The sequence below is a fragment of the Actinomyces sp. Marseille-QA0893 genome (assembly GCF_976954355.1).
On sequence record NZ_CDRJSY010000005.1, the window covers coordinates 178,160 to 201,304 of the forward strand.

The following is a 23,145-nucleotide window of genomic DNA, read 5'->3' on the forward strand; positions in this document are numbered from 1 at the left end:
ATGGGGACCATTGGCGATCTCCTAGGAGATGCACTCGGTCAAGCCTTGGCCTCGAATGCCGAAAATACTCCCGTAGACGCGATCGAGGGGGCACGCGAGAAAGCGCAAGAAGAAAGAAGTGCGCATGTTCGCGAGGTCGTCGTCAGTGCGGTGCGTGCACATACTTCTATCGAGGAATCTCAGCTCCACGATGGCCTTTCATTGGAGGAGCTCGACCTCGATACTCTTTCTCTCTATGCGATTGTCACGGCAATTGAACATGAACTGAACATCAGTATTGAGGACGCCATCATTGCTGACTGGCACACTTTTGGGGATATCTTCGCTAGCGTCGATGAGCTGACTCACTAGTTCTCAATTCGTGTCCTAAAATCAAAGAGAGCCATAGCTGACGCACTGAATCAAGGAGATAACAGGTGGCACGTATCGAAGAAGATCTGCTGGGCACGCGTGAGGTTCCCGATGATGCGTATTGGGGGATTCATACCCTGCGAGCTCTTGAGAACTATCGGATCAGCGGCCGCAGTATCAATCAAGTTCCTGAACTGATTCGTGCCATCGTCCAAGTGAAGAAAGCCTGTGCGCTGGCGAACCGCGAATTGCGTGTGATTAGCGCGAAGTCTGCGGATGCGATTGTTGCCGCGTGTGATGACATTTTGACGAATGGTTCATGCATGGACCAATTCCCAATCGATCAGTTCCAAGGCGGCGCGGGGACAAGCGTCAATATGAACGCGAACGAAGTCATCGCTAACCGCGCACTCGAAATGATGGGGTTGCCTCGAGGGGATTACTCGGTCATTAATCCCAACGATCACGTCAATCACTCGCAGTCCACCAACGATGCCTATCCAACGGCATTCCGTCTAGCCTTGCACGGTAAAGTCGAAAGACTGCGCACTGCCATCGAAGACCTCGCAGGGGCTTTTGACGCAAAGGGAGAAGAATTCCACGACATTCTCACCATGGGTCGTACGCAGCTTCAGGATGCTGTTCCCATGACTCTTGGACAGGAGATGACAGCGTTTGCAGTGACCTTGCGCGAAGAGGATCCGCGTCTCGAGGCGAACTCGGAGTTGCTTCTTGAAACTAACCTGGGTGCAACCGCTATTGGCACTGGGCTTAATACTCCTGCGGGTTACCAGGAAGCAGTCGTGCGTCATTTGGCTCAGATCAGTGGGGCTCGAGTAAAGGCAGCAACCCACTTGGTTGAGGCGACGTCGGATACTGGCGCTTACGTTTCGATGCACGCAGCGATCAAGCGTACCGCGGTGAAGCTTTCGAAGATTTGCAATGATTTGCGCTTGCTTGCCTCCGGTCCGCGCGCAGGATTGAACGAGATTAACCTTCCAGAAATGGCAGCGGGTTCATCTATCATGCCAGCGAAGGTCAATCCCATCATTCCCGAGGTCGTCAATCAGGTCTGCTTCAAAGTCATCGGAAATGACCAGACTGTAACGATGGCTGCTGAAGCCGGCCAGCTGCAACTCAACGTGATGGAACCGGTCATCGCTCAGGCGATCTTTGAATCGATCGATCTTCTGGTCAACGCTTGTGACACTCTTCGTGAGCGTTGCGTGAAGGGGATTACTGCCAATGCCGATGTGTGCCGAGCCTACGTCGAAAACTCGATCGGCATCGTCACCTACTTCAATGACGTGATCGGACACCATCTGGGTGACATCGTTGGGAAACGCGCCGCTGCTGAGGGGAAGACTGTGCGAGAAGTTATCGCAGAGATGGGGCTTCTCTCTGACGAAGAAGTCGAAGCGATTTTGTCGCCGGAGAACCTTGCAAACCCGCATTACAGGGGCGCTCACGTCGACTGATTAGTCTTGATAAGACGCTGCTACCCGAGGAGTTTGCGCCCCGGGTAGCAGCGTCTCACGCTATTTGCATGTATGAGTGAAAAGTTGGATCAATGACAAAAGTGGGTGCGAATCCCGTTTGGGATCCGCACCCACTTACATCAACTGCCCATCGGTCAATATGAGCCTTCGAGAGGATCTTTACTCGTCGCCGGCGTGATCGTTTCCGGAGATCGAGTAGTTGAAGAGCTGGTAGCGGTCGATCGCCTCTTGAACGAGGGAGCGATCAATCTGTCCGCGGTCAGCCAGAGCCTTGAGGACTCGAACAGTCATCGACTCAGCATCGATATGGAACCAACGGCGCGCAGCACGGCGGGTATCCGAGAAGCCAAAACCATCCGCGCCCAGCACGTGGTAGTCGCCCGGGACCCACTGACGGATCTGGTCAGGGAGCATGCGATCGAAGTCAGAAGAAGCCACGAAGGGTCCTTCGCTTCCCTGCAACTGAGAGGAAATGAAGGGGGTGCGTGCCGCTTCACTTGGGTGGAGGAAGTTGAATTCTTCCGCCTCCAAGGCCTCTCGACGCAATTCTGTCCACGAGGTGACCGACCACACCGCAGCGTCAACGCCCCAATCGCGGGCGAGCAGTTCGCGGGCCTCACGTGCCCACGGAACACCGACACCGGAGGCAAGGAGCTGTGCCTTGGGGCCTCCGAAGTTCTGGTGGTCATCCAAGCGGTAGATTCCCTTGATTAGACCGTTAACGTCGAGGTTCTCCGGCTCCGCGGGCTGGTGGATCGGTTCGTTGTAGACGGTCAGGTAGTACATGACATTCGGGTCGCGTCCGCCTGCATCACCGTACATGCGCTCCAGGCCATCGCTCATGATGTGGCGCAATTCGTAGGCATAAGCGGGGTCGTAACACACGAAGGCGTGGTTCGTTGCCGCGAGCACCTGAGAATTACCATCCATGTGCTGGAGGCCTTCACCCGTCAGGGTGGTGCGACCAGCAGTCGCGCCAATGACGAAGCCCTTCGAAAGTTGATCGCCGGCAGCCCAGAACTGATCGCCTGTGCGTTGGAAACCAAACATCGAGTAGAAGATGTAGAAGGGGACCATGGGGAGGTTATGGGTCGCGTATGCGGTACCGACTACCTGGAAGGCTGCAGCACTTCCGGCCTCGGTGATACCGGTGTGCAGAACCTGGCCCTGCTCGGATTCACGGTAGGAGAGCATCATGTCCGCATCAACCGGAGTGTATGCCTGCCCCGTCGTATTAAAGATCTTCGCAGAGGGGAAGATCGCATCCAGACCGAAGGTACGAGCCTCATCGGGAATAATCGGCACGAAGTACTTGCCGACATTCTTATCCTTGATGAGATCCTTAATGAGGCGCACCAAAGCCATGGTCGTTGCCACCTCAAGCTTGCCTGAGCCCTTGGAAAGAGCCTCGAAAGGCTTGGTGGGAAGCTCGGGGAGCTTAGGCTGGTGGTCTCGACGCTCGGGCACCCAGCCGCCCAGCTTTTCACGAAGTTCCTTCATGTAGAGCAGAGCCGGGTGATCTGCCGGCGGCATGTAGTAGGGAGGCATGTAGGGATCGCGTTCGAGTTCCTCATCTGTGATGGGGATTTGCAGACGATCACGAAGCTGCTTTGCGTCTTCCAAGGTCAGTTTCTTCATCTGGTGCGTCGAATTGCGACCAGCGAAGTGACTGCCCAGAGCGTAGCCCTTAATGGTGTGTGCGAGGATGACGGTGGGCTGACCGGTGTGTTCCATCGCAGCCTTGTATGCAGCGTAGACCTTACGGTAGTCGTGGCCGCCGCGCTGCAATGCCCAAATCTGGTCGTCGGTCCAGTTTTGAACCATGGCCTTGGTACGCGGGTCGCGTCCGAAGAAGTGCTCACGGATGTAGGCGCCGTCGTTAGCCTTGAAGGTCTGGTAGTCGCCGTCAAGCGTTTCGTTCATCAAGTGAACAAGGGCATCGTCCTTGTCGGAAGCGAGCAGCTGATCCCATCCGCGGCCCCAAATCACCTTGATGACGTTCCAGCCGGCGCCCTTGAAGAAGGCTTCCAGTTCCTGAATGATCTTGCCATTACCGCGGACCGGGCCGTCCAGACGCTGCAGGTTGCAGTTGATGACGAAGGTCAGGTTGTCCAAGCCCTGCTGGGCTGCCAGCTGGAGCATGCCACGGGACTCGGGTTCGTCCATTTCGCCATCGCCGATGAAAGCCCAGGTGTGTTGGAGTGAGGTGTCCTTGATGCCGCGCAGGTGAAGGTACTTGTCGAACCATGCCTGGTAGATGGCCTCGGCAGGGCCAAGACCCAGCGACACCGTCGGGAACTCCCAGAACTCGGGGAGCTGACGCGGGTGCGGGTAGGAGGGGAGGCCGTGCGCGGTGGAAACTTGCTGGCGGAAACCGTCCATCTGTTCTTCGGAGAGACGTCCCTCGATGAAGGCGCGTGCGTAGGGGCCGGGGGAGGCGTGGCCTTGGAAGAACACGTGGTCGCCGCCGCCGGGGTGATCCTTTCCGCGGAAGAAGTGGTTCAAGCCGACTTCATAAAGAGTGGAGACCGAGGCGTAGGAGGAGATGTGTCCGCCAACCTTGACGCCGGGGCGCTGTGCGCGCGTCACTTGAACGGCTGCATTCCAACGGATCCAGCGGCGGTACTGGCGCTCCATGGCCTCGTCGCCGGGGAAGTAAGGTTCCTGGTCAACGGGGATGGTGTTGACGTAGGGAGTCGTGTATTCCTGGGGGAGCTGAATGCCCTGGCGCCTTGCCTCATCCAGCATGTGCAGCAGGATGTAGCGTGCGCGCGGACCGCCCTTTTCCTCGATGAGACCACTTAGGGATTCGACCCATTCGGAGGTTTCAGCAGGGTCGTTATCGGGAACCTGGCTCAATAGGCCGTTGACAACGGGATGGTTCTCGCTCACTTGATCTCGAACTCCTCTGGTTGGTTAATGGAAGCGTTTTATCGGACACGCCCTCGTGGTTACGGGTCTATTTTCGTCCCTCGGGACAGAAAAAGCGAGCGAGAATAGGACTTCTGGCCCATGATTCTTGCCTCATTTGTTGCGGTGATAATTTCCGTGACACTGGGAAAATGACCGGAAAATGGAGAAAGAGAAAATTATTGCTCTGAGTGCATTACGATAAGACCCGTGATAAGCGAAGAAACACTGACAATGTCGTGGCTCAAAGGGGAACTCCGGTGAGTGTCAAACTAGGGTTCACAAAGGGCCAGATTATTCAAGAGTTTTATCTCGACGATGATGCGGATCAGAGCTTGCGCCAACTCGCTGAGGAGGAATGCGGCAACGAGCTAGTTGATCCCGACTACGAAGATGTCGTTGACGGAACAATCGTGTGGTGGCGCGCGGAAGACGCTGAAGAAGAAGATCTTGCCGATCTCCTGGTCGATGCCATGTCGAATCTTGATGACGGTGGCTTGATTTGGGTGCTTATTCCCAAGCCGGGCCGTCCTGGTGCAGTTCCTGTTTCCGATGTTGAAGAGGCTGCACATACAGCCGGTCTTCACGCGACTTCTGCAAGTGCGCTTGCGCCGGAATGGGCAGGGATTCGTCTTACTGCTCGTTCAAGGACCCGCTGAGGATTTCGCGCGATACTGTCTCGGCAAGGCAGTGCGTGCCGCATGTTTTACATGCGCGCAATGAATCTCACAGCATCTGATTCCAAGTAATAGCTGCTTGTACTCTATGCTGTACTGGTGCGTTCAACACTGGGCGCGCTTTGGGCCTTTAGCTCAGTTGGCTAGAGCATCTGGTTTACACCCAGAAGGTCATCGGTTCGAGCCCGGTAGGGCCCACTCAATGAGAAGGACCGGAAGCGAATGCTTCCGGTCCTTTCATGTATTGCGATGCAAGAGAACCTCTTGCGCGCAGACCTAGGATTGCGGCTCAGATTCGCTGTGCTCGTCTTGAGCAGAATGAACCAGTTCCTCCACGACGTCCTCACCGGCCACCAGCTTTCCAGATACGCCACTTCCAAGCTGTTCCATTGCGAGGCGTGCGACGAGCTGCTGGTTTGTTGTGGTCCTTTGCGAGCGTGCTCCGGAGAGGAAGCTGAAGAACCAATTGACCAGGGTGCCTACTTGGGACTTGAATCCGACGATATAGAGCAGGTGGAGGAAGCACCATGAAACCCATGCTGTAAAACCGGTCAGACTCACCTTGCCCATTTTGACGACCGCTTTGAAACGTGCGATCGTCGCCATTGAGCCCTTGTCGAAATAGGAGAACTCTGTGCGCTTGGGCGCGCGACCGGCTAGGCGTGCTCGTACGGTGTCTGCAGCGAAACGCGCCGATTGAATGGCGCCCTGAGCAACTCCCGGAACACCCGGGAAAGCCATCATGTCACCAAGGACGAAAATTTCGGGGTGGTTCGGAAGGGTAAGGTCCTTGTTGACTTCGACGCGTCCTGAGCGATCAACTTGGGCACCTGTTGCCTTGGCAAGTTGAGCTCCCAAGGGACTCGCGGACACACCTGCCGCCCAGACCTTGCAGACGGATTCGATCGTTTCTTCTTCCCCGGACTTGTACTTCAATGTGACGCCATCTGCATCGACATTCGTCACAAAGGCATCCATCTTCATCTCGACGCCGAGCTTCTCAAGCTCGCTTCGAGTCTTCTGCCCGAGTTTTTCTCCAAAGGGCGGTAGGGGATAGGGGGCTCCGTCGACGAGGATCACGCGAGCCTGCGTGGGATCAATTTGACGGAATTCACCCTTGAGAGTTTTCGAAGCAAGTTCTCGGATTTGGCCGGCCATTTCAACACCGGTAGGACCTGCACCAACGACAACAAAAGTAAGCAGTCGTTGAATTTCGGCTGGATCTGTGGCGATCTCTGCCTGTTCGAAAGCGCTAAAAATGCGCGCGCGCAGTTCGAGCGCATCATCGATAGTCTTCATTCCTGGTGCAAACACGGCAAAGTGGTCATTACCGAAGTAGGACTGTCCAGCGCCCGCTGCGACAAGGAGAGTGTCGTAGGAAGTTTCGTTGTATTCGTTGTGGTTACGCCACCGAACAATGCGGTTCTCGACGTCAATATCTTCGACCAAAGCCTGTAACACGCGAACATTCTTCTGCTTGCGTAAGATTTCGCGGGTCGTGGGGGCAATATCTCCCTCTGACAAAATTCCTGTTGCGACCTGGTAGAGGAGCGGCTGGAAAAGGTGGTGGGAAGTTCGTGCTAAAAGCGTGATATCCGCATCCGCATGCTTAAGACGACGTGCGGCGGTGAGCCCAGCGAAACCGGAACCGATAATGACGATGTGATGACGAGACATTGACCTTCCTTAATTAGGTAAGGTCAATCTTACTAAAATGCGAAATGCTGTGCTAGAGGCGGATGCGTGGTGCTCGTTATAGTCTTTCGACTTTTCTGCGACTAACTCTGGGATGACAGGGTTGATGCTCGCGCGACCAGCTGAGGGTCTTGATCGGAGACCGTCCGAGCTTCTTCTCCCTGGAGCTGTTCCAAAAGAAGCTGTGCGCCCGTATGCCCCATCGTTGCAGGGTTTCGTGAAATCGCGGTAACCGCAGGAGAAAACATGCGGAGCATGGGGGAGTCTTCGCAGGAGCAGATTTTAATGTCTCTTCCGGTCTTCAATCCGCTCTGGGCGATGGCTTGGAAACCCCCTAGCGTGAGGATTTCATTCGCGAAAATGATCCCCTCGGGCATGGAGGGACCGTCGAGGAGCGCTCGCGTCGCTTCCAGTGCCGCGGCCTCAGAAAATTCGTTTTCGGGCGAGACAGTAACCCGTGCGCCTCGTTCTTGAGCGAGGCGCTGCAGCGTGGCGATGCGCTGCTGGATGTGAGTGAATGAGGGAGATCCGCACACGAAGGCGATGTGTCGGCATCCCTGCTCAAAGAGGTGTTCAGCGAGGAGGCGAATAATCAGTTCGTCATCAGCGATTACTGCGCCGCATTTGTCAAACTTCTGGCCAATGACAACGGTGGGTAGAGAATACTCGTTGAGTTTTTGGGGGCGTGGGTCACCATCTCGAGGATCAACAACGATGACGCCATCCACGCGGCCCTGTGCCCACCACTCCTGATAGGCCCGAAGTTCTTCCTCCATTGAGTGTGAGAGGCGGAGAAGTAGGTCGATGCCTGTGCTATCTAGTGCTTCTTGGACTCCGGTGATCAAGTCAAAGAAGAACCTTTCGGATGAGTTATTGACGCGTGGTCTTTGAAGAACGAGGCCGATGGCATTTGAGCGCGAGGAAGACAGCGCCCGCGCAGTTGCGTTTGGTCGCCATCCCATTCGGGCTGCGATGTCAAGAATTTTTGCTCGGGTACTCGGCGATACGCCGGGGCGATCGTTGAGGGCAAAGGAGACTGCTGCTCGGGAAACCCCTGCTTCGCGGGCGATATCGCGGATTGTTAAACGCGCCATTGCGAAACTCCCTTAAGGTGTGATCGGATTGTTATGAGTTTAGCAGGAGCTAAACCGAATTAGTTGTTAATCTGTGATCAGAGCCGCAAAGCAGCGGTAAGGCAGAAACGGAGTCGTGATGCACGACAATAAAGAAATCCTGATGCAGCGTGTCACTCGTACGCTCAAGGAACGCATCCTTCCTTTCGAGTACACAACAGTGTCTTCGCTCGACGTCAGTCAATGGCGTCAACCCTTAGAAGACGGGGTGATTTCGGAACCAGTGCGCTTTAAGGAAGCCCTTCAAGCAAACTTTGTCCCCTTCGAGCTCGGACAGACATGGGGTGGAGCGTGGCAGACCACCTGGTTCAAGCTTCACGGACAAGTTCCGGCCGACCTTAGCCTCAGTGATGAACAGCGTTTTGAAGTGCGCGTTGACCTCGGCTTTGAAGAACACTTTGTCGGTTTCCACGCCGAAGCACTTGTGCGCGATGTAAATGGAAAGACCATTAAGGCCTTGAACCCGCGTAGCCGTTGGCTTCCGGTAGCTCAAACTCCCGGATCAACGATCGACTTCGTTGTGGAAGCTGCTGCAAACCCCTTGATCCTTGGAGTTCCTCCCTTCCAGCCGACTCTGAACGGGGACAAACTCACGGCTTCTCATGAGGAGCTCTACCACTTCCGTCAGGCAGACCTCGTCATTGTGAATAAGGACGTCTACGGACTCGCCCTTGACATTCAAGTACTCCACGAGATGATCGAGGCTGCGCCTCACTTTGGCGATTACGAGTGGAACCTTCTCTTTGGATTGAACCGCGCTTTGGACTGCCTCGACCTGGATGATGTTGTTTCCACTGCAGGTGCGGCGCGAGAAGTCCTCAAGCCTTTCATGGAGGCGCCGGCACTTCCCGGTGCACACCGAATCAGCGCTGTTGGGCATGCACACATCGACTCCGCATGGTTGTGGCCACTGCGCGAAACCCGCCGCAAGGTGAATCGCACTCTTGCCAACGTCGTTCGTCTCATCGAGGACGGCTCATCCCTGATCTTTGCTCTTCCTGCTGCCCAACATGCAGCTTGGCTCAAGGAAGACGACCCAGAACTCTTCGAACGAGTTCGTGACCTTGTTGCACAGGGACGCATCGTTCCTGTCGGTGGAATGTGGGTCGAACCCGATGCCGTTCTTCCCGGTGGCGAGGCCATGTGCCGCCAGCTCGTAGAAGGCCTGGACTTCTTCGAAAATGAACTCGGCGCATCTTGCCAAGAAATCTGGCTGCCCGACTCCTTCGGGTATTCCGCAGCCCTCCCGCAGATCGCGCGTGAAGCTGGAATCGAGCGCTTCCTCACCCAGAAGATTTCATGGAACCAAGTCAACACTTTCCCGCACCACACTTTGCTGTGGGAAGGCATCGACGGTTCGCGAATCTTCACGCACTTCCCGCCCATGGACACTTACGGTGCGGAAGTAACGGGTCAGAACTTGACCCACGCTGTCGAGAATTTCAAGGACAAGGGTCACGCAAGCGTTTCGCTCATGCCCTTCGGCTACGGTGATGGCGGCGGTGGCCCCACCCGTGAAATGCTCGAGCGCATCGATCGTTTTAGCTCTCTTCGCGGTGCTCCCGAAGTTGTCATGGAAACTCCGAAGCAGTTCTTTGACCGTGCACGTGAAGATGCTGATCAAATCCCCGTGTGGGTGGGCGAACTGTACTTGGAGCTCCACCGAGGAACCTTCACCTCTCAGATCGACGTTAAGCAGGGTAACCGTCGTGGTGAGTCCATCCTGCGTGAAACCGAGCTGTGGTGCTCCTATGCAGCCGTTAAGGGGCTCATGGACTACCCCTACGAAGAACTGCGTTCCTACTGGCGCACACTCTTACTGTGCCAGTTCCACGACATTCTTCCCGGCACGTCGATCGCATGGGTCTACCGCGAAGTTCGCGAACTTCACCAGAAGATCCAGGACGGGTGCGAAGCCCTCATTCAGCAGGCCCTCGCAGCGCTCACGGGTACCCAAGAAACCGGTCAGGCGCGCGCTTTGCTCGCCAATGCCTCGTCTTTCCCACTCCACGGGGTCTCCCCGCTGTCTGCGGGCATTGCAGGCGAAGAAAAGGACAGTGCGGGAGTACACCTCCTCCAAGTAGAGGACGGCTACGAGGTCACGAACTCCTTCTACAAGGCTCGCATCTCAAGCAGCGGTGAGCTGACGTCGCTACGCGAAAACACTGGCGGTCGCGAGTGGATCCCCGCAGGGCAAAAAGCTGGCGAATTCCACATTCATCAGGACTTCCCGAATATGTGGGATGCCTGGGATCTAGATCCCTTCTACCGCAATTCCCTGCGCGTTGTTTCTGATCGCTCAGTGAGCAACGTTGTTGTGGAGCATGATCGAATTGAAATCCACACACACGCTCGTGTTGATTCCTCCACGATGGAACTCGTGTGGATCTTCCGATCTGGGGTCGCGGGAATCGACGTTCACGTTGAAGCTGACTGGCACGAGCATGAGAAGCTGCTCAAGCTAGCTATCCCGGTAGAGATCCACACGGACCACGCTCAGTACGAAACTCAGATGGGTTACATCACGCGTGCAACCCATGAAAACACGTCCTGGGATGCCTACCGTTTCGAAGTATCGGCACACCGCTGGGTGCGCTTGGAAAATGCATCGCGTTCGTGGGCAATCGCAAATGATTCGACCTATGGATGGGACGTTACACGCCACCAGAGCGATCGTCGTGGTACCTGGTCGCAGGTCCGTGCAACCCTCGTGAAGTCGGCGCGCTTCCCGGATCCCCAGCAGGATCAAGGACACCACGAGTGGAACTTCCGCATTGTTCCTGACGCCTCAGTTCTTGATGCCGTCGCAGCTGGTCAACAGCTCAACCTGCGTGAGCGTGAGGTCAGCGGTCTTCCCTTCGAAGCACCCTTCACCATTAGCGGCGCAGTGGTTGAGTCCGTTGCGATGGCTCCTGATCGCTCTGGAGACCTCGTCCTTCGCGTCTACGAGGCCCAGGGTGGTCCTTCACAGGTGACCTTGACTGCGCCCGAGGCAACCTCAGTGACCGCCTGCGATCTGCGCTACCGGCCCAGTGAAGAGGAACCGCATCTTCGCGGTGGCGATGGACAGTGGTCCTTCGATTTGTCCGCTTTCCAGATCACGACGCTTCGACTTTCCTTCACCAAGTGAAGAGAAAGAAACGATGAAGTTTGGTGTGAATTACACCCCGCGGCGGGGATGGTTCCATTCGTGGCTGGATTTTGATGCCGAGGCCGTGCGTGATGACTTCCATGCCATCCGCGCCATCGGTGCCGACCACGTTCGGATCTTCCCGCTGTGGCCACTTCTGCAGCCCAATCGCACCCTTATCCGACATCGGGCAATTGGCGATGTTGTGAGAACGGTTGAAATCGCGGGGGAGTGCGGACTCGAAGTGACGGTCGATGTTCTTCAAGGACATTTGTCGTCCTTCGATTTCCTTCCCTCGTGGGTCACGTCGTGGCATCGCCGCAACCTCTTCATCGATCCCGATGTCGTCTCAGCACAGCGGAATCTGGTCGCTGAAATGGCGCGGGCGTTACGTGGGATTCCTGCGGCAGCTGGGCTATCTGTGGGCAACGAGTTCTTCCAATTTGCTGCATCGCGTCATCCTTTCGCGCACGAGGTGAGCGAAGATGACGCGATGCAGTGGCTTAGGGGAATTCTTGAAACGACAAAACAGGAGTGGCCGCACGGGATTCACACTCACAGTCATGATGATGACCTGTGGTTTGAAGACGATCAGCCTTTCACTCCTGCGTGCGCAACTACCGTAGGTGACCTCACCACTGTGCACTCATGGATCTTCGGGCGCATCGGACCACGGCTTGGAAAACAAGCTCCACAGCTTGTCTGGTTTGCCAGATATTTGTGTGAGCTTGCCGCCGCGTGGAGCGAGGATCCGGGCAGAAGCGTATGGCTTCAAGAAATCGGTGCTCCTGAGAACTATGTGGACCAAGACCAGGCTCCGCAGTTCCTCATGGAGACCCTTGAAATTCTCATGGGAGAGCGAGGCGGGGGAGTATCCCCTGGCCTTGAAGCAGTCACTTGGTGGTGCTCTCACGATGTCTCCCGTGAACTATCGGACTTTCCGGCCATCGAGTATTCCTTGGGGCTGCTGGGACAAGACGGCAATCCGAAACCAATCGGAGAGGCCTTCCATCGTGCTGCTCAGCGTTGGGCGGATCTGCGAGTTCAGGGTGAGCAGCGTTCGTCCCTCCTACTGACTGCACAGGAGTGGACGCGCGTCGATACTGATGCTCGGCACGAGTATTTCGATCGATGGATGGAACTTGCTTTGGCAGGAGACGTTCGTTGCATCGAATTGGACCGTTCCCGTTATCTTCCTCGTGGAGATCACGGGAACAGAGGAAAAGAAACTTTCCTCTCTACGTGGGACTCGTAAACCCGCAGCGTTCTCAAAGTAGTTTCTTCGAAGGAGAAGACTATGCGTAAGTCGCGTACTTTCCTGACTGCCGTCGCACTGAGTGCGGCGTTCAGCCTGGCCGCTTGCACCGGCGGTTCCGGAGCAAGCTCCTCCTCGAATGCTTCTGCTGCAAACGCTGGTGTTGGCGAGATTTGATTCGAGAGGTAATCGCTCAAGAACGATCGTTTTACCCCTAGTTCGAGACGCTGATCAAGGATTTCGAAGCAGCATACCGGGTGACATTGATCCCTCTGATCGTTCTCTTCGCATGTGCTTAGAAGTTCTTCTTCAAGGGCTAAGAAAGTCTTTCTTGCGATGTGTTTGCCGCGGGGTGTGGGCCCACAAAGCCCACGCCCCGCTTCTCTATGCAAATAGGGCTTGAGCCTGGGAAAAATCCACTTTCCCTGTCGTTGTCTTCGGGAGAGCCTCAACCCAGCGGATGCGGCGAGGATGCTGCCAAGGAGCCAAAGAATCTTTGACTAGATTCCTCACTTCTTTGAGGGAGGGCTCTTCATGAGTCGCTGGAACGAGCGCCGCTGCAACGATTTGTCCCCATCGTTCATCATCGAGGCCGACAACGCAGGCATCAGCCACACAGTCCAATGCGCGAAGAGCTTCTTCAACGTGCGCGGGGGAGACGAGCTCTCCACCCGTATTGATAACCCGTGAGGAACGGCCGATCATATGCATGCAATGATCCTCATCGAAAACGGCGATGTCTGAGGAGGAAAACCACTCATTCTCGCGTTCTTCTTCACCCCAATAACGCGAGGCAACTCCCGGGCCGCGTACTTCAATGATCCCGGCCTGCCCGGCCTCGGTAATGAGGTGACCCTGCACGTCGCGCAGACGGCACTGGATGTATGGGAAGGGGAAACCAATCGCACCCGGGTGAGCAGGCCAGCGCTCGGGACTCAAGAATGTTCCGGCGCCTCCTAGCTCAGTCATTCCCCACACATGAATGGGGGACAGGCCCATGCGTGACATTTCGTCAAAAAGTGATGCCCCCATGGCATCTCCGCCGACCAAGGGGTGCGTCCACGAGGAGAGATCGATTGTGGCCTCGCGTGCGGCCTGCACGAGCATATGGCACATAGCGGGTACCGCAAACATGATCGAGATACGCCATTTCTCGATGCCCCGAGCCACCTCAAGCGGGTCGAAAGAGGCGAAGACGACGAGGGTTCCTCCGTGAGTAAAGATATCCATCGAGGTGCCGTTGAAACCGCCGATATGAGATAGTGGCGCGACTACCCCACAAACCGCTGATCCGGGACAATATTCGAACCCATCCCTAAAGCACTGAGAAGCCCACCACAGGTTCGCATGAGTGAGCTGAGCTGCTCGCATCTTTCCTGAGGTACCGGAGGTGAAAACTAAAGCGGCAGTCTCATCGTGGCATGGGAGCGGAACGAAATCTGCTGGGCATTCGCTACTGGCTTCACGCGAGAGGGTGTCGAGCTCCTCAAAAGACAAACATGCCAGCAAATTTCTTGTGTGAGGCGTGCCGGTTCGGGGACCGATAATGAGCGCAGGTGCGACTTCGTCATACAGGCGCCTGCGCACTGCCTCGGGGAGGAGTGGCGAAATGGGAACAGAGACTGCATGAATCCACGAAGCGGCCGCGTGAATCAGAAAATGCCACACACTGTTGGGAGCGCATACAACGATGCGGTCCCCCGCATTCAACCCCAGAGTCGTGAAATACCAAGCAAGCCTGCGAACGCAGCTGGCGCTCTGCGCAAGAGTAAACGTGCGTGCGCTTTCAGCATCGATCAGGCTGAGTCGGTCTGGATGCTGATGGGCTGCAGACAGCAGCGCGTGGGCAGGCGAGAGATCGGGCAAAACTTCCGCCTGGCACCCGGTGTTCATCGAGCGCCGGCCATCTGGCGGTGAAGTTCTTGGCGTTTCTTCAAACGCTCAAGGACCGATCCCGCTTCCTGCAAGGTCGAACCGGAGTTCTCGATGTGTGCGAGTTCTTCCGGAATTTCAAAACCGCGGGCGCGCATTCCCTTCGCCCACAGCAATCCCGCGCGATAGGAAGAACGGACGAGGGGGCCGGCCATGACCCCGGCGAAGCCCATGGCCTCGGCCTCGGCAGAAAGCTCGATGAACTCTTCGGGATGCACCCAACGGTCGATTGGATGGTGCAGGGGAGAGGGGCGCAGATACTGCGTGAGAGTCAGCAGATCGCAGCCGGACTCGTGCAGGGCGCGCATTGCCTCAAGAATTTCCTCGCGGGTTTCGCCCATGCCCAAAATCAGGTTAGATTTCGTGACCATTCCACCGTCGTGTGCGCGTTTAATCATTGCGAGTGAACGCTCGTAACGGAAGGCTGGGCGAATTTTCTTGAAGATTCGCGGGACCGTTTCGAGATTGTGAGCGAAGACCTGGGGAGCGGCTTCGATAACCATATCGATGGACTCAGCGCTGCCTCGGAAATCGTCGACGAGAAGTTCAACTCCTGTTCCCGGGCTCTTTTGGCGGATTTGGCGCGTGGTTTCTGCATAGAGCCAAGCCGCACCATCGGGGAGGTCATCGCGGGTGACACCGGTGATCGTCGCGTAGCGAAGCCCCATTTGAGCGACCGATTCGGCGATGCGTCTGGGTTCGTCTTGGTCGTATTCCGTGGGACGCCCAGTTGCAATATCGCAAAAATCGCACCTTCGCGTGCAGATTGCACCACCCAAGAGGAAAGTTGCTTCACGGTCTTCCCAGCATTCGTAGATGTTCGGGCATCCAGCTTCTGCGCATACGGTGTGCAGCCCTGCGCCGCGAGCAAGAGAACGCATGTCCTGGTAGTTTTCACCCGCGCGTGCGGTCGTACGAATCCACTCGGGCTTATTCTCGATGGGAGTTTGCGCGTTACGAACCTCGACGCGCAAAAGCTTGCGTCCCTCGGGATCGGGGAGAGTACTCATTGGGTGCGTCCTTCCGAATTTTCCATTGCCGAGGCGGCCGGTGCGAATGCGTCGATGGGGGCAGTTTCCCAGTGGAGCGGCTCTGGAGCTGAGTGAAGCTGAGAGGTGATCGATGCGATCATGTGCGGGACTAAAAGCTGAGCAGCCTGGGTCACATCGCTGGAGATTCCTTCCCATGACAGGGAAGCAACGTCTGCGTCGGTCAGGCCGCAGGGAATAATGCCGCTGAAGGCATACTGGGGGTCGATATCGACATTAAGAGCAATTCCGTGCATGGTTGCGCCTCGTGCGACCTTCAAACCGATTGCACAAATCTTTCGGTCGCGGCCTTGGTCGCCGCGAAGCCATACCCCTGCGCGGCCTTCAATGCGTTCTACGGGAAGTCCCCATTCTTCGCGCAGAGTCTCAAGGACCCCATTTTCAACGCTGCGGATCCATGCGTATAGATCGACGGGCTGACGAAGGCGCACGATCGGGTAAATAACGACTTGCCCGGGACCATGCCATGTCGCGGAACCCGCACGATCAACGTGGATGACGGGCAGCGTTGAATCGGGAATATCTTGGGGTTTTGTATGGCGTCCTGCTGTCCATGCCGGGGCAAACTCGCCGACGATCAGGGTGTCTTCCGCCTCGCCGCGGGCGACCTGGTCATGAAGCGCATGCTGGTAGTCGTTCACGGCGGAGTAATCAGTCAGTCCACTGGGGATGAGATTCAAAATCCGCACTCTTCGATTTTAGAGGCGTGCTAGGTGCATTTCCTGAGCTTAGAGTGGGACATTCGTCCCACTGCTGTGACCTATCATGCATCCGGTTAGACTGAAGCCATGACGCAATGGACCGTTGACAGCATGCGAACGCTGATGAATCAGTGGTATCCGCCCTCGACGGCGCATGGGTGGGACAAAGTTGGACTCATTACCGGCGCGCCTCAGGCACCGGTTCACAAAGTGCTTCTGGCATTAGACCCCACGCAAGCAGTGGTTGATGAGGCATGTCAGTGGGGCGCTGACATGGTCATCACCCATCACCCGCTCCTCCTCAGGGGAGCGTCGTTCCTTTCGGAAGAAAGCGCGAAAGGGCGAATGGTCGCCACTCTCAACCGTTCACACATCGCTCTTTTTAACGCGCACACCAACGGGGACGTTGCAATCGACGGGGTGGCGCAGGCCTGTGCAGACGTCATCGGTCTGAAGGACACCGAAGTTTTAGCACCCGAAGGGACGAATGATCAGGGGCACATGATCGGGCTTGGGCGCATTGGTACCGTTTCTCCGATGAGCCTACGGGAGTTCGCGCGTGTTGTTGCACAAGCCTTACCAGCAGGCCCAACAGGACTACTCGTCGGCGGTGATCTTGACGCGACAATTCACCGAGTTGCGGTGAGCCCGGGAGCGGGAGATAGCCTACTTGACCTAGTCCTCACCAGCGGGGCAGATGTCTTTATCACCGCTGATCTGCGCCATCACCCCGCCAGCGAATTCCTCGAAGAAGGGCATTGCGGCCTAATTTGTGCAAGCCACTGGGCAACGGAGACACTGTGGATGCCGGTACTTGCTCGCAAATTGAGGGAAGAAGCACGCCGATCAGCTATCACCTGTGAGGTGAAAGTCTCTACCATTGTGACAGAGCCGTGGAACGTTCATTTGAATACGGAGGGAAGTTACCTGTGAAAGCGCCTCACCCCCAGCAATTGGTCTTACTCGAGCTGCAAAAGCTCGACCAGAAAGAATCTTCGCTCCGCCACCGTCGTCAAGCCCATCCCGCACATGAAACTGTGCGCGAACTGGCTGCTCGTCTTGCTGATCTGCGCCGTGCAGCAGTGTCGCAAAGCGCTGTGATTTCAGACTGTGAGCGCGAGAGCGCCCGTATCGAAGAAGAGATTGAACGCGTGCGCCAACGTCGCGATCGTCAAAGTGAGAGAATCGAAAAGAACCAGGTTCCCCTGCGCGATATTAATTCCATGCAGCACGAGATCGCGCAGATGGACGAGCGCATCAAGCGCCTCGAGGAAGACCAACTTTCCGCAGAGGAACGAACCGATGCGGCAAGAAACGCTCAAACTCAGATGAACGCTGAAGCAGAAGCAATTGAAGCCGATATTGAATCGACGAAGGCTCGTTTCCTTGAAGAAACCGCCGAACTTGATGATGAACTTCGCAGCGTGATTGCGCAGCGTCGTGAGCGTGCTGCTCAGATTGATGCTGCTCTTCTTGAAGAATATGAGGCCGCGCGTGACAAGAATGGTGCCCTTGCAGTGATCGAGGTACGCGACGGTAACGCTATGGGCTTTGCTGAGCTTTCCCCGATGGAACTTGAGCGTATCCGCCTCACTCCCAGCGATGAACTCTACTTCGCGGAAGACACCGGGCAGATTGTCGTTCGGACCCGAAGCTAAAACAAAGAAAGGCCCCGCGATGCGGGGCCTTTCTTTTAATCCTCAGCGGTGATCAGAGTCAGAGTGCGCGTACTTCCACGGAGTCGAGTTGAGCGCGGTGGCGACACTTCGATCGCCTTCACGCGGCTTGTCACTCCGCGTGCATCACAGGTACAAATCCTGGGAATGATGTCGTGGAGGGCTTCTTTAAGTTCTATTTCCTGAGTGATGGTGGAGGACGCAGGTGCCAGCGCGGCAGCGAGGATTCCGCGCCACTTCTTCGCATTGTGCGAGACAACGCTTCGTTTCCCGTTTTTCTCGCGCTCAACGCGGACATCCCACAGATGCGCCCACTGAGCCGAGCAAGCATTCTTGTAGTCACTAGAGCGGCAGTCAAGAATCGTGTGCTCAGCATAGTGATCCTTGAGTTCTTCGTTGAGGACTCGGCGCCACAGGGCAGAGACTTTGCCCAACGTAGGCAAAGTTGCGCCCATCGCGAGGCGGTGGAGAGGAATCATGTCATCAGCACGAAGCACTCCAAAAATTCCCGAAAAGATGAGGATGTGTCGGGCTTCTGGTCCTTCCCAGATCGTTGGGTTGTGCTCGCGAAGGGCTTCGTAAAGCACACCAGTAAATACGGTTGACGCTGGGGCGCATGGTTGGCTCATGAGAGCACGGTTGGCGGCAAGCTCTGCTTCGTGCTTCGCACCGATATTGAAGACGCGCTGCGCTGTGTGCGTCTCGGTGATTTGAACGCAGGCCTTTATTATTTCCGCGCGTGTCGAATTCAAAATCGGAAACGATAAAGAATCAAGGTTCAGATTGGGGCCATCGCTGGGTGCATTCTTGCCTTCTGAGGGCGGTAACCAGATATCCACGACTCCACACTAGTGATAAACGCGCTAAACTTCCCTGTGCATACGAGTTGGCTGGGCGGCCGCGCGACTTTATGTTTCGAGGAACGTCCGGGCTCCACAGGGCAGGATGGTGGCTAACAGCCACCCGGGGTGACCCGCGGGAAAGTGCCACAGAAAAGAAACCGCTGCGTAAGCAGTAAGGGTGAAAAGGTGAGGTAAGAGCTCACCAGCGTTGCGGGTGACCGCATCGGCTTGGTAAACCCCATCCGGAGCAAGACCGAGCAGCAGACGTAAAGAATTGCCCGTTCGATGTCTGCGGGTAGGTTGCTTGAGGCCATCGGCAACGGTGGTCCTAGATAGATGGTCGCCACTACGGAAGTAGGACAAAACCCGGCGTACAGGCTGACTCGAATGCACTTGAGGGCCGCTTGGCAATCCAAGCGGCCCTCAAAATTATGGTCGAAAGGGAGAAACCCCTGTCCTGTGCTACGCGCGAGACTCGCGTGCGGCCTCGAAAGCTGCTCCGACGATGCCTGCAGTGTTGCGCAAGATTGCAGGCACAACGGGAGTACGCAGGTTCAAGAGCGGGAGGAACTTCTCGTGGTTGGCGCTCACGCCGCCGCCGATGACAAAGAGATCGGGGGAGAAGAGCATCTCAACGTGCGAGTAATAGCGCTGAAGACGACCAGCCCACGTGACCCAATCCAGATTCTGTACTGTTTTTTGGCCTGCCGAAGCCTGAGTCTCGGCATCGTGGCCATCGACCTCGAGGTGGCCGAGCTCCGAGTTGGGGAGAAGGATCCCGTCATTGATGATCGCCGAGCCGATTCCAGTTCCGAGCGTCGTCACGATAACGACACCGGGAACGCCTCGTGCGGCGCCGTAAATGGCCTCGCCAAGTCCCGCAGCATCCGCATCGTTAAGGGCGACGATAGTGCGCCCCAAATGACGGTCCATGAGCTCGACGACATCGATTCCTGCCCATGAAGGGTCGAGGTTAGCCATGAAGGGAACGCGCCCGTGCACGATGGGGGCGGGGAAGGTAATTCCAACCGGAATTTCTGGGGTGACGCCAAGTGTTTCAAGGACCTGACCGCACACCTGTGCAACAGCATCTGGCGTTGCAGGGGAAGGCGTTTTAATAAGAACACTCTCGCCGGAGTATGTTCCGGTTGTGAGGTCGACAAGTGCGCCTTTGACGCCTGAACCGCCGATATCAATTCCGCATGCGAGTTTCATGTTCTTCTCCTTTGAGTGGCCGCATCACTAAGAATAACTGCGATCACAGAGCGGATAAAAATTTGCTTCCGTATCAGGGGAGAGTCAGGATTTCTGCACCGTCTTCAGTCACGACGATCGTGTGCTCGAATTGTGCCGATCGGCCGCGGTCCTTTGTGACGACAGTCCAATCGTCATCCCACTGTTCCCACTCAATTCCACCCAAGTTGAGCATGGGTTCGATGGTGAAAACCATACCTTCTTCCATGACTTCGTTATGTGCAGGCGCCGCATCGTAGTGAGGGACAATCAATCCTGAGTGGAATGCTTCACCGACTCCGTGCCCGGTGAAATCGCGAACGACACCGTAGTCAAAGCGATGTGCATAGGATTCAATCACTCGACCAATGACGTTAATCTCGCGGCCAGGACGCACAGCTTTGATGCCGCGCATCATTGCGTTACGGGTACGTTCAATGAGGAGATGGGACTCTTCATCCACATTTCCTACCTCGAACATCGCACAGGTGTCGCCGTGAACACCGTCGTAGTAGGCCGTGATGTCGACATTGACAATGTCCCCGTCTTCGAGGGGACGATCATCGGGGATGCCGTGGCAGATTACTTCATTAATCGAGGTGCACAGAGACTTGGGGAATCCCATGTACCCCAAGCATGACGGGTAGGCATTGTGCGAAATGATGAACTCGTGACCTATACGGTCCAATTCGTCCGTCGTTACCCCGGGACGAACTGCTTCACCGACTACCTGCAGCGCCTGAGCAGCGATACGGCCAGCCACACGGATCTTTTCAATCGTTTCGGGGCTTTTAATATCGCCGGCCGTCACGACTTCGGGACCGGAGTGATACATGTACTCAGGACGGTCGATGTGTGCGGGAACCGCACGTCGCGGTGAGATCTTACCGGGCTTCAAAGTTCCAAGCGGAGCGCGCTTTGCGCCAAGTGATTGCGACATTGTTTATTCAACCTCATTCACTACGGTAGTTATCTGAACCGGGAAATTCGCCACTGCGAACGGCAGAAATATAGCTGCTTGCGGCCGATTCAAGTTCGCGGCCGAGTTCAGCAAAGCGCCGGGCAAAAGATGGGGACCATGAGGTCATACCAGCCATATCGGACCAGACGAGGACCTGCCCATCCGTATAAGGGCCTGCTCCGATCCCGATCGTGATAATGGATAGTTCTTTTGTGAGCTGCGTTGCGACGGGCTCAGGAACCATTTCGAAAACGACTGCGAATGCACCGGCGGCTTCTAATGCGCGAGCATCTTCCATCAGCTTCTTTGCGCCTTCTCCGCGTCCCTGCATACGCGGTCCCCCCAAGGAATTTTCGGATTGGGGAGTATAGCCGAGGTGCGCGACGACGGGGATTCCTCCGCCTGCAAGCAGAGCGACAGTTTCAGCTCGCGCCGCGCCTCCTTCGAGCTTGACGGCGTGCGCACCGGCTTTCATGAGTCGTGCTGCACTGGCGAAAGCCTGCTCAGGTGAGGCCTCGTAGGTGCCAAAAGGAAGGTCAGCGACGATCAAAGCACGGGAAGCTGCTCGCGCAACTGCGGCAGTTGCGCGTTCCATATCATCGAGAGTCACGGGAAGAGTCGAGGAATACCCGAGCACAACATTGCCTAGCGAATCCCCAACCAAAATCATATCGATCCCCGCGCGATCAAAGATCGAGGCGGTGAGAGCGTCATAAGCGGTCAGCATCGATATTCTGACGCCCTGTTCTTTAGCCGCTTGGAGATGCTGAATACGGATGCGCTTCTTATCCAGCGGTCCACGTCCGGGCTGTGGCGAGACTGAAGGCAGGGGAGCTGAAGCAGTTGAATCGTCAGCGAGGTAACCCGTCATTGTTGTCCTTTCGTCGCCCTTTGAGAGTAGTCCGCACTGCGGCTTCATTCCAGCCGGAAGAAGCTGTTGACCTACAATGGAAGAAATCCTCGTCCTGTCACGAGGCAAAATGCTGACCCAATCATAGGAGAGTAGGACATGACCGGCACCGCTGGTGGCCTCAATCCCTTAGATGAGCACGCAATCGAAGAGCTTGTCACTCAGGCAACCCAGGCGATCGCTCACACTGAAGACCTCGATGAATTGAAGGCCGTGCGCCTGGAGTTTATGGGAGACTCAGCTGCTCTCGTCCAGGCAAACCGCGGTATCGGCAAACTTGACCCGAAAGATCGCGGTCTTGCCGGTCGTCTGCTGGGATCTGCACGTTCGCAGATTAATGCAGCTCTGCAGGAACGCCAGGAACTCCTTCAAGAGCGTCACGATGCGCAAGTTTTGGTCAGCGAGGCCGTGGACATCACAATCCCGACCGCTCGCGCTCGCGCAGGCGCCCGTCATCCCCTCGAAACGATCATGGAAGAGATCTCAGATTTCTTCATCGGAATGGGATGGCAAATCGCCGAAGGACCGGAAATTGAACACGAATGGTTCAACTTCGACTCCTTGAATTTCGATATTGATCACCCCGCACGTCAGATGCAGGACACCCTTTACATCGATGGACGCAGCGTCGGGGGAGACAGTGAAGAAGACGGTCACCTCGTGATGCGTACGCACACTTCTCCTGTGCAATCGCGTTCGATCCTTTCTCGAGGCGTGCCGCTGTACATGGCGTGCCCCGGTAAGGTATTCCGCTCCGATGCTCTTGATGCAACGCACACCCCGGTCTTCCACCAGGTTGAGGGCCTCGCAATTGATCGCGGGCTGACAATGGCGCACTTGAAGGGCGTGCTCGACCACTTCGCCCGTCACATGTTTGGCCCCGATGCGAAGACCCGTTTGCGTCCCTCTTTTTTCCCCTTTACCGAACCCAGTGCGGAGATGGATTTGTGGTTCCCCCAGAAGAAGGGCGGAGCCGGATGGATCGAATGGGGTGGCTGCGGAATGGTCAACCCGAATGTTCTTCGAGCAACGGGTATCGATCCTGAGGTTTACACGGGTATTGCATTTGGTGTTGGTGTTGAACGCACGTTGATGCTTCGTGACGGTATTGCCGATATGCACGACATCGTTGAAGGAGATGTGCGTTTCTCCGAGCAATTCGGTGTTAACGGAATGGGAAGGGGCAACTGA

General features: G+C 56.2%; 19 protein-coding genes, 1 tRNA gene and 1 other RNA gene. 11 read left to right on the plus strand and 10 right to left on the minus strand.

The features are described from left to right. Complete coding sequence (locus ACWNMW_RS07310) at nucleotides 1-351, plus strand: phosphopantetheine-binding protein (RefSeq protein WP_314212043.1); 351 nt, start codon at nucleotides 1-3, stop codon at nucleotides 349-351. 65 nt (nucleotides 352-416) lie between these two features. Beyond that, the gene (gene aspA, locus ACWNMW_RS07315) at nucleotides 417-1,829 is read left to right on the plus strand and encodes an aspartate ammonia-lyase (RefSeq protein WP_314212041.1); all 1,413 of its coding nucleotides are present in this window, start codon (nucleotides 417-419) and stop codon (nucleotides 1,827-1,829) included. A gap of 180 nt (nucleotides 1,830-2,009) precedes the next feature. On the opposite strand, the gene aceE is transcribed toward aspA, so the two are convergent. Further along, the gene (gene aceE, locus ACWNMW_RS07320; RefSeq protein ID WP_314212040.1) at nucleotides 2,010-4,742 is read right to left on the minus strand and encodes a pyruvate dehydrogenase (acetyl-transferring), homodimeric type; all 2,733 of its coding nucleotides are present in this window, start codon (nucleotides 4,740-4,742) and stop codon (nucleotides 2,010-2,012) included. 278 nt (nucleotides 4,743-5,020) lie between these two features. On the opposite strand from aceE, the gene ACWNMW_RS07325 reads away from it, so the two are divergent. Further along, nucleotides 5,021-5,419: a DUF3052 domain-containing protein gene (locus tag ACWNMW_RS07325; protein ID WP_034501667.1), complete on the plus strand. Its 399-nt coding sequence runs from the start codon at nucleotides 5,021-5,023 to the stop codon at nucleotides 5,417-5,419. A 142-nt stretch (nucleotides 5,420-5,561) separates the two neighbouring features. Beyond that, nucleotides 5,562-5,635, plus strand: a tRNA-Val gene (locus tag ACWNMW_RS07330). A gap of 78 nt (nucleotides 5,636-5,713) precedes the next feature. Here the strand turns inward: ACWNMW_RS07330 and ACWNMW_RS07335 are convergent. Both ACWNMW_RS07335 and ACWNMW_RS07340 read right to left on the minus strand, forming a co-directional pair. Beyond that, nucleotides 5,714-7,114, minus strand: a complete 1,401-nt coding sequence (locus ACWNMW_RS07335; protein ID WP_072455935.1) for an NAD(P)/FAD-dependent oxidoreductase — start codon at nucleotides 7,112-7,114, stop codon at nucleotides 5,714-5,716. Between the two features lie 101 nt (nucleotides 7,115-7,215). Beyond that, on the minus strand, nucleotides 7,216-8,226 hold the full coding sequence (locus ACWNMW_RS07340; RefSeq protein WP_449490485.1) for a LacI family DNA-binding transcriptional regulator: 1,011 nt from the start codon (nucleotides 8,224-8,226) through the stop codon (nucleotides 7,216-7,218). Between the two features lie 118 nt (nucleotides 8,227-8,344). On the opposite strand from ACWNMW_RS07340, the gene ACWNMW_RS07345 reads away from it, so the two are divergent. From ACWNMW_RS07345 to ACWNMW_RS07355, 3 genes are read left to right on the plus strand one after another with little or no spacing between them, the layout of a single operon-like run. Continuing rightward, nucleotides 8,345-11,395: an alpha-mannosidase gene (locus tag ACWNMW_RS07345; protein WP_449490486.1), complete on the plus strand. Its 3,051-nt coding sequence runs from the start codon at nucleotides 8,345-8,347 to the stop codon at nucleotides 11,393-11,395. A gap of 13 nt (nucleotides 11,396-11,408) precedes the next feature. Further along, entirely contained in the window at nucleotides 11,409-12,650 is a 1,242-nt protein-coding gene (locus tag ACWNMW_RS07350) for a glycoside hydrolase 5 family protein (protein ID WP_449490487.1), read from the plus strand. Between the two features lie 42 nt (nucleotides 12,651-12,692). Further along, the gene (locus ACWNMW_RS07355; protein WP_449490488.1) at nucleotides 12,693-12,827 is read left to right on the plus strand and encodes a hypothetical protein; all 135 of its coding nucleotides are present in this window, start codon (nucleotides 12,693-12,695) and stop codon (nucleotides 12,825-12,827) included. 207 nt (nucleotides 12,828-13,034) lie between these two features. On the opposite strand, the gene ACWNMW_RS07360 is transcribed toward ACWNMW_RS07355, so the two are convergent. Genes ACWNMW_RS07360 through lipB form a run of 3 tightly spaced genes read right to left on the minus strand, consistent with a single transcriptional unit; the run spans nucleotide 13,035 to nucleotide 16,320 of the window. Next, entirely contained in the window at nucleotides 13,035-14,543 is a 1,509-nt protein-coding gene (locus tag ACWNMW_RS07360) for a class I adenylate-forming enzyme family protein (RefSeq protein ID WP_449490489.1), read from the minus strand. Next, nucleotides 14,540-15,592: a lipoyl synthase gene (lipA, locus tag ACWNMW_RS07365; protein WP_052040842.1), complete on the minus strand. Its 1,053-nt coding sequence runs from the start codon at nucleotides 15,590-15,592 to the stop codon at nucleotides 14,540-14,542. The genes ACWNMW_RS07360 and lipA overlap by 4 nt, the downstream gene beginning before the upstream one ends. Then, nucleotides 15,589-16,320, minus strand: a complete 732-nt coding sequence (gene lipB / locus ACWNMW_RS07370; protein WP_449490490.1) for a lipoyl(octanoyl) transferase LipB — start codon at nucleotides 16,318-16,320, stop codon at nucleotides 15,589-15,591. Before lipB ends, lipA begins: the two co-directional genes overlap by 4 nt. A gap of 99 nt (nucleotides 16,321-16,419) precedes the next feature. Between lipB and ACWNMW_RS07375 the strand changes: the two genes are divergently transcribed. Together ACWNMW_RS07375 and ACWNMW_RS07380 are read left to right on the plus strand one after the other, a co-directional pair. Further along, nucleotides 16,420-17,265 carry a Nif3-like dinuclear metal center hexameric protein gene (locus tag ACWNMW_RS07375; RefSeq protein WP_449490491.1) on the plus strand — a complete coding sequence of 282 codons (846 nt, stop codon included), beginning with the start codon at nucleotides 16,420-16,422 and terminating at the stop codon, nucleotides 17,263-17,265. Then, complete coding sequence (locus ACWNMW_RS07380; RefSeq protein WP_449490492.1) at nucleotides 17,262-17,990, plus strand: zinc ribbon domain-containing protein; 729 nt, start codon at nucleotides 17,262-17,264, stop codon at nucleotides 17,988-17,990. The genes ACWNMW_RS07375 and ACWNMW_RS07380 overlap by 4 nt, the downstream gene beginning before the upstream one ends. A 35-nt stretch (nucleotides 17,991-18,025) precedes the next feature. Here ACWNMW_RS07380 and ACWNMW_RS07385 read toward each other — a convergent pair whose 3' ends face one another. Next, nucleotides 18,026-18,847, minus strand: coding sequence for a YaaA family protein (locus ACWNMW_RS07385; RefSeq protein ID WP_449490493.1), 822 nt, complete (start codon nucleotides 18,845-18,847; stop codon nucleotides 18,026-18,028). A gap of 43 nt (nucleotides 18,848-18,890) precedes the next feature. On the opposite strand from ACWNMW_RS07385, the gene rnpB reads away from it, so the two are divergent. Then, nucleotides 18,891-19,240: RNase P RNA component class A (gene rnpB / locus ACWNMW_RS07390), an RNA gene on the plus strand. A gap of 72 nt (nucleotides 19,241-19,312) precedes the next feature. Here rnpB and ppgK read toward each other — a convergent pair. The 3 genes from ppgK to panB form a co-directional block, all read right to left on the minus strand. Beyond that, entirely contained in the window at nucleotides 19,313-20,065 is a 753-nt protein-coding gene (gene ppgK, locus ACWNMW_RS07395) for a polyphosphate--glucose phosphotransferase (RefSeq protein WP_295894817.1), read from the minus strand. Between the two features lie 73 nt (nucleotides 20,066-20,138). Next, a complete protein-coding gene (gene map, locus ACWNMW_RS07400; RefSeq protein ID WP_034501460.1) occupies nucleotides 20,139-21,023 on the minus strand; it encodes a type I methionyl aminopeptidase in 885 nt (294 codons plus the stop codon). 13 nt (nucleotides 21,024-21,036) lie between these two features. Continuing rightward, entirely contained in the window at nucleotides 21,037-21,915 is an 879-nt protein-coding gene (panB, locus tag ACWNMW_RS07405; protein WP_449490494.1) for a 3-methyl-2-oxobutanoate hydroxymethyltransferase, read from the minus strand. A gap of 138 nt (nucleotides 21,916-22,053) precedes the next feature. On the opposite strand from panB, the gene pheS reads away from it, so the two are divergent. After that, nucleotides 22,054-23,145, plus strand: coding sequence for a phenylalanine--tRNA ligase subunit alpha (gene pheS / locus ACWNMW_RS07410; protein WP_034501456.1), 1,092 nt, complete (start codon nucleotides 22,054-22,056; stop codon nucleotides 23,143-23,145).